The 6,524-nt window shown below is 65.2% G+C and carries 7 protein-coding genes; 4 read left to right on the top strand and 3 right to left on the bottom strand.

Annotated features, from left to right (window positions below):
• Positions 1-469, bottom strand: a 469-nt coding sequence (locus tag ACE3S9_RS12660) for a pentapeptide repeat-containing protein (protein WP_374546826.1), incomplete at its 3' end; no start/stop codon positions are given.
• 82 nt (positions 470-551) lie between these two features.
• Complete coding sequence (locus ACE3S9_RS12655; RefSeq protein ID WP_374546825.1) at positions 552-902, bottom strand: hypothetical protein; 351 nt, start codon at positions 900-902, stop codon at positions 552-554.
• Between the two features lie 535 nt (positions 903-1,437).
• On the opposite strand from ACE3S9_RS12655, the gene ACE3S9_RS12650 reads away from it, so the two are divergent.
• Both ACE3S9_RS12650 and ACE3S9_RS12645 read left to right on the top strand, forming a co-directional pair.
• A complete protein-coding gene (locus ACE3S9_RS12650; protein WP_374546824.1) occupies positions 1,438-2,628 on the top strand; it encodes an acyltransferase family protein in 1,191 nt (396 codons plus the stop codon).
• A 66-nt stretch (positions 2,629-2,694) separates the two neighbouring features.
• The gene (locus ACE3S9_RS12645) at positions 2,695-2,961 is read left to right on the top strand and encodes a hypothetical protein (RefSeq protein ID WP_374546823.1); all 267 of its coding nucleotides are present in this window, start codon (positions 2,695-2,697) and stop codon (positions 2,959-2,961) included.
• A gap of 58 nt (positions 2,962-3,019) precedes the next feature.
• Here the strand turns inward: ACE3S9_RS12645 and ACE3S9_RS12640 are convergent, their stop codons facing one another.
• Entirely contained in the window at positions 3,020-4,459 is a 1,440-nt protein-coding gene (locus ACE3S9_RS12640; protein ID WP_374546822.1) for an efflux transporter outer membrane subunit, read from the bottom strand.
• A gap of 188 nt (positions 4,460-4,647) precedes the next feature.
• Here ACE3S9_RS12640 and ACE3S9_RS12635 point away from each other — a divergent pair, with 188 nt between their 5' ends.
• Both ACE3S9_RS12635 and ACE3S9_RS12630 read left to right on the top strand, forming a co-directional pair.
• Complete coding sequence (locus ACE3S9_RS12635; protein ID WP_374546821.1) at positions 4,648-5,904, top strand: efflux RND transporter periplasmic adaptor subunit; 1,257 nt, start codon at positions 4,648-4,650, stop codon at positions 5,902-5,904.
• On the top strand, positions 5,901-6,524 hold a 624-nt coding region (locus ACE3S9_RS12630; RefSeq protein ID WP_374546820.1), incomplete at its 3' end, for an efflux RND transporter permease subunit. The genes ACE3S9_RS12635 and ACE3S9_RS12630, both read left to right, overlap by 4 nt.

Below are 6,524 nucleotides of genomic sequence, written 5' to 3'. Positions count from 1 at the left end.
TCATGCTCGCGCCGGTGAAATCACCGGCCAGCCGGGCGTGGGAAAAATTGGCGCGATCCATTTTGGCTCCCTGCATCTGGGTTCCGAACAGACTTGCGCCCGCCAGATTGGCGCCGGTGAAATCGGCCGTCAGAGCCCAGACTTGATCGAGCTGCGCGCCGTGGAGATCGGCGCCCGCGAGCTTGGCTCGGTTCAGCCGCGCGCCGCGCAGATTAGCGCCGGACAGGTTGAGGTTCGACAGGTCGAGGCCATTGAGGCTCTTGTCGGACAGATCGAGCGCGCCGCCGCCCTGCTTGATCATCGCCTCGACGTCGGCGCGCGAAAGATCGGCCTTAGTAAAGGCCGAAGACGTGAGATCGACGCCCGACAGCATGCCTTGCGGCCAAGCCGGCCGCTGGCTCGCGCCTAGGCAAAGCGCGGCTGCGCCCGCCAGCGCCATCGCGCGGATAGGATGTTTTTTCTGGTTCATTGAAGCCTCCCAGCCTGCCAAATGCGCGAAACGCCTTCTCTTGGGCGGGATGCGCGCCGTCAGGCGTGTTAGAATGCGAGGATTAGCTCGGGAAGTCACGGCCTCGGATGACGAAACGCATTGTCAGGCGCCGTCCCGCAACGGCGCCGCCGAGCGCATCGGTGATCTGAGCGGGCAGGCAGCGGCTGAAGGCGCCGGCGACGCTCTCCAGAAAATCGGTCCGGACGGCGCCGTCGCGGGGCAGCTTCGAAAAGGCGATATGCGGCTTGCCAAGCAGCGCGCCGTCGCGTTTGAGGCTGAAGGCGATGGTCAGTTCCTCGCCCGGTTCGCCGACGACCTTCATGCAGCCGTCGAGCTGAACGAACAGCTCCCGCAGCGTATTGGCGGGCGCGGCGCAAGCGGGCGCGAGCGACGCCGCGACAAATCCCAGCACGCAAAGCGCGCGCCAAGGGACAGGCGAGGGAGCGCTTGAGAGAAAACGAGCCAAATTCAACATCCCGCCATCCGCCGTCTTATCAGGCACAAGGGGTCGGCGTCGCGACCGCAAGCCAACTACCATTAAACCATTCGCAGCGTAAAATTTTGGCGCTTGTGCGGCGCCTTGTCCGAGGCGCTCAATCCTAACGAGGAAGCGAAGCGAGCGTTCCCGAAACCGGTTTTCCTCCCGCGCCGCTGAAGGCGGAGGACGAGGCTCTCCTTTGAGGCGGCTCTTGCCATCGTCGCGGACCGCGCGCATTCTGGCTACAATTCGGCTTCGTCTTGAGGCCGAGGAATGCGGAAGCGCCCGCCACGGACGCACTGGCGGGCCTTTCACGCGCTGGGGACGCGGGCGCGGCCGGCCGATGGATTTCGACGCCGGCTGTGTCGCACCGCCCTTGCCGGACCGCATTCGACGCCGGCAGTTCCGCGCGGGGCGCGGACGGCCCGACATTTTTTAAAAGAGTCCTTCGCCGCCAGGGGATCGAACGATGACCGGCGCGCCCGCGAAACCGCAGATGCTGACGACGCTGCAAGCCCTGCGCGCGTTCGCCGCCGTGATCGTCCTCGTCTATCACAGCAATACCGAGATTTTCACGAACCCGAAATATTTCACGTCAGAACCGTCGCACGGGCTGTTTCAGTTCGGGCACGCCGGCGTCGACATCTTCTTCGTCCTCAGCGGCTTCATCATGTTCCACCTGTACCGCTTCGACCACGGCGCGGCGGATATGAAAAACTATCTGGAGCGACGCCTGATCCGCATCTATCCGCCTTACTGGATCGTGCTCACCGCGCTGCTCGGCGCCGGCGCGGCCGCCTATGGCCGGTTTTCTTCAGGCAACGTGCTGTCGTCCTATCTGCTCGCGCCCTTTACCGTGGGGCCCTATGGCTCGCCCAAAACCGTCCTCATCGTCGCCTGGTCGCTTTATCATGAGGTTTTGTTCTACCTCCTGTTCGCGATCTTCATCTGGAGCCGCGCCGCAGGCGTCGTCGTCCTCGGTCTCTGGCTGGCCGGCTCGCTCATCCTGCTGGTCGCGCCCGGACCTGCGCCGGCGCTGGCGACCTTCTATTTTCATCCCATCCACCTGCTGTTCGGACTGGGCCTGTTCAGCGCCTGGATCACGGAAAAAGTCACGCGCGACACCGCGTTGGCCTCCATCGTCCTCGGCGCGCTGCTGTTCCTGCTGACCGCCGCGGCGGACGATCGCGCCAGCAGCTTGCTGCCTTCCCAGGCGCGCTTCCTTTCCTATGGCCTCGCCGCGATGGGAGTCATCGTCGGCCTGGTCAATCTCGAAAGTCGCCAGGCCATACGCGCGCCGAAAGCGGCCGTTCTGCTGGGCGACGCCTCTTATTCGATCTATCTCATCCATCAGCCGGCTCTTGTCCTGGTCGCGAAGGTCATCGCCCGCCTTGCGCCCGCGACGAGAGCCGACGCCGGCTTTTTCGAGATCGCCATGCCGCTTTTCGCAATCGCGGCCGGCGTCGCGCTGCATCTGGCGGTCGAGAAACCGCTGATCCACCGCCTGACCGCAAGGATACGGCAGCCGCGCGCCGGCCTGAGCCCAAAGGCGTCGGCGGCAGGTGACTTTTTCCAGCGCGACGCCATGGCGCCGCCGCCCCACCTCGAGCCCGAGCGTTCATCACCGGTTCAGCCACGAGGCGACAGCCTGCCCTTGTGAACGATCGGACGACTTCGCGCCACGGCATCGCGATCCGGGCCGCCGATCAATCAAATGGAGACGACCTTGAAATTCATTCGCGCTTTCGGGGAAACTTGGGCTCCGGTTCTGTTTTTCGTGATGCTGTCGGGCTTTGTCGGGCTTGGAATCAGCCATGTCGACGCCAAGGTCAGGGCGGACGAAGCAAAGGCTTCGGCGGAGGTCCACTCGGACTGTTCCGCCAAATTCCAGATTGACGAAGACGCTTTTGAGGAATGTTTCAAATCCGGCGCCGGGGAAATGGACCGCGTCGAATATGGATCCCTGCGCAGCCTCTTTCCGAACGCGCGCTGACGGCGCCGGTTTGTCCGCGCCCGCTACGAAATAGATCGGCGCTGGTCCTCGGACCACATCACTGGGTGAGGGCGGCGATCTCCTGCCGCGACCAGCCGCCGCCGAGCGCCAGGAACAGGGCCGTCGCGGCCTGGAAACAGGCGGCGCGCGCCTGAACCTCGCTGTCGAGAGCCTGAAAATAGGCGTTCTCGGTCGTCGCCAACGTGACGATGTCTATGGTTCCGCCGCTGAGCAGCAGTTCGGCCGCGTCAAATCCCTTGCGAGAGGCGACGACCGCCTCGCCTTGCAGGCGCAAACGCTCTTGGGTTTGCTTCACGCCGACCAGACCGTTCTCGACATCGGCCAGAGCCGTCAGGATCTGCTTGCAATAATCCTCCAGAAGCTCCGTGTAGCGGCCCCGCTGCTGGTTGAGCTGTCCTTCCAGCGCGCCGCCGTCGAGAATGGGCTGGGCGAGGCTGGCCGCGATCGAATAGGCCGCCGCCTGGCCGTTGAACAGGTTCTGCGCCGTCTCGCTCAACAGGCCGTTGGTCCCGCTCAGGGACGCGCCGGGCAGAAGGGCGGCGCGCGCGGCGTCGACGGCGAATCCCTGAGCGGCGAATTTTGCTTCGGCTTCGGCCACGTCCGGCCGGCGGCTCAGCAATTGCGCCGGCAGGCCGGCGCGAATGGCCGGGACGCGCAGGCGCAGCAGCGAGCCGCCGGCGACATGCGAGCTTTCGGGCGTCCGGCCGAGCAGCACGGCGATTGTGTTGCGGGTCTGGGCGATGGCCTGTTCGAGCGGAGGAATGGCGGCGCGCTGCTGCGCAACGATCGTTTCCTGCTGCGCCTCGTCGAGAACCGATGAGGTTCCGACCGACTTGCGCGCCCGCACCGCCCGCAGGACGCGCGTCGCCAGATCCACATTGTTGCGCGCCACCGCGAGGCGATCCTGCGCCTCGAGCAGTTGGAAATATAGATTGGCCAGAGCCGCCTCGGTCGAGAGCGCCACGACGTCCCGGTCGAAGCGCGCGGCCTGCGCGGTGAGCTGCGCCGACTGGGCGCTGTCGCGGTTCTTGCCCCAGAAATCGAGCTGGTAGGCGGCGGTGAAAGTCAGGCCGAACAATGGGGAATGCAAAGGCTTGTAAGGCGGCTGGATCGAGCGGGCGAATGGCGGCGAATAGGTCTGGCTGGCGACGCCATTCGCTGTGAGGGTCGGATAAAGGGCCGCCGCCGTCACCTCCGCCTGGGCGTCAGCCTGTTCGATCCGCGCCACGGCCGCCTTGATGTCGAGATTTTGCACCTCGGCGACGCCTCCGAGACGCGTCATCTCGGCCGAGCCGAAAGAGGCCAGCCAGTCGCGCGGCGGCGGCGCGGTTTCCTGCCAGGCCTGGCTGAACCGCGCGGGAATGGCGATGCCGGGCGCGGCTTGCTCGTGATCGAGCACGCAGCCGCTCAGGCACAGCGCGAGCGGGACGACAGCACGCGAAACGGAGACCAGACGCCCAGCCCAACACACAAACACAGGTTTCGCATCCTTCGGGAACCGCGCCCAAGGCTGCGGCGATGGAACTAAGACGATCATATTTATCGTTAAAAAGATCGGATGCAACGCTTAAATTCATGGCTGTATGCGATGATTTCTTGTTTTGATGTCTATCACAATGATAGGATTAAAAACGAAATTAGCCCTGTCCGTTCGAGAGTCGCTCCATGTCCGTCGGAACCGCCGAACCGCCTCATTCGGCTGCGCGCCCCGCATTGCCGTTCCGGCGATTCCTGCGGCGGGGCGCGGCCTTGGCCCTTGTCGGACTGGCGGGCTGGGGCGCCAAGGCCGCTCATGACGCCTATTTCGGCGCCGTCGCCCCGCCGCGCGCCGCGCGCGGACCCGCGCCTTCGGTCGAGGCGGCGCTGGTCGCGCGGGGCGAGTTTCCGATCTTGCTCAGCGGCCTCGGCGCGGTGACGCCGGTCGCGACATCCGTGGTCAAGTCGCAGATTTCCGGGCAATTGCTCAAGGTGAATTTCACCGAGGGCCAGTTCGTCTATGCGGGCGATGTCCTGGCCGAGGTGGATTCGCGACCCTACAAGCTGGCGCTGACCCAGGCTGGCGGCCAATTACTGAAGGATCAGGCGCTCCTGACCAATGCCGAACGCGATCTCAAGCGTTACGAGGCGCTCCGCCAGCAGATGAAAGATGCGGTGCCCGAACAGCAGGTGGACACCCAGCGCGCGCTGATCGCGCAATATCAGGGCGTCGTCACCGTGGACCAGGCGCAGGTCGATCAGGCGAAGCTCAATCTCGATTACACCAGCGTGGTCTCGCTGATCGACGGACGCGTCGGCCTGCGCCAGGTCGATCCGGGCAATTACGTTCAGGCCAACGATTCCAATGGCGTGGCGGTGGTGACGCAATTGTCGCGGATCACCGTCGTCTTCACTTTGCCGGCCGCCGATCTGCCGGCCGTTCTGAAACGGTTCCGCGCCGGCGAGGAGCTGCCGGTGTGGGTCTATGAGAAGGACGCCGCGCGGCCGCTGGCGCGCGGCAAGCTCATCGCCATCGACAATCGGATCGACGCCGCCACCGGCACGGTGAAATTGCGCGCCCTTTTCGCCAATGAGGATGAGCGGCTCTATCCCAACCAGTTTGTCAACGCCGACATATTGGTGGAAAGCCTCAAGAATGTGGTTCTGGCGCCGAGCGCCTCGGTGCAGCAGGGCGCCAGAGGATCCTTCGTCTATGTCGTCGGCCCCGAACGCACCGTGTCCGCGCGGCCGATTTCGGTCCGCGCCTCCAGCGGCGCTTCGGTGGTGGTGGAGAAAGGCCTGAGCGAAGGCGAGCGCGTTGTCACGCTCGGCGCGGACCGGCTGCGCGACGGCGCGACGGTCACACTGCCGGAAGCGCGCAAGACCGAGGCCGAGAGTAGTCCGGCCGCAGGGAAAACCGAAGGCGGCAAGGATCGAAAGTCTTGAGCGGCGGCGTCTCGCGGCCCTTCATCCTCCGCCCGGTCGCGACCTCGCTGTTGATGGCGGCGATCCTGCTCGTCGGCGCCATCGCCTATAAATTGCTGCCCGTTTCGGCTCTGCCGCAGATCGATTATCCGACCATCGAGGTGCGCACTTTCTATCCGGGCGCCTCGCCGGAAGTGATGGCGGCGTCGGTGACGGCGCCGCTGGAGCGCCAGTTCGGCCAGATGCCGGGCTTGACGCGAATGGCCTCGACCAGCGCCGCCGGCGCCACGGTCGTCACCCTGCAATTCGCCTTGTCGCTCTCGCTCGATTCTGCCGAACAGCAGGTGCAGGCGGCGATCAATGCGGCGAGCGGCTTTCTGCCCTCCGACCTGCCGGCGCCGCCGACCTACGCCAAGATCAATCCCGCCGACGCGCCGGTCTTGACCCTGGCTCTGACCTCGAAGGACATGCCCCTGACGAAGGTGCAGGATCTGGTCGACAGCCGCATCGCCCAGAAGATTTCGCAATTGTCCGGCGTCGGCCTCGTGTCGGTCAGCGGCGGCAATCGTCCCGCCGTCGCGGTGCGCGCCGATCCGGCCCGGCTCGCCGCGCTCGATCTGTCGCTGGAGGATTTGCGAGCG

The sequence above is a fragment of the Rhodoblastus sp. genome, assembly GCF_041915505.1.
Classification (GTDB): domain Bacteria; phylum Pseudomonadota; class Alphaproteobacteria; order Rhizobiales; family Beijerinckiaceae; genus Rhodoblastus.
The sequence above is the reverse complement of the archived record's forward strand: the minus strand, read 5'-3'. Positions and strand labels throughout refer to the sequence as shown.

Excerpts from the sequence above, each read along its gene's own strand:
- ACE3S9_RS12650 (WP_374546824.1), top strand. The coding sequence starts at position 1,438 with ATGACCGGCGCGCCCGCGAAACCGCAGATGCTGACGACGCTGCAAGCC.
- ACE3S9_RS12635 (WP_374546821.1), top strand. The coding sequence starts at position 4,648 with ATGTCCGTCGGAACCGCCGAACCGCCTCATTCGGCTGCGCGCCCCGCA.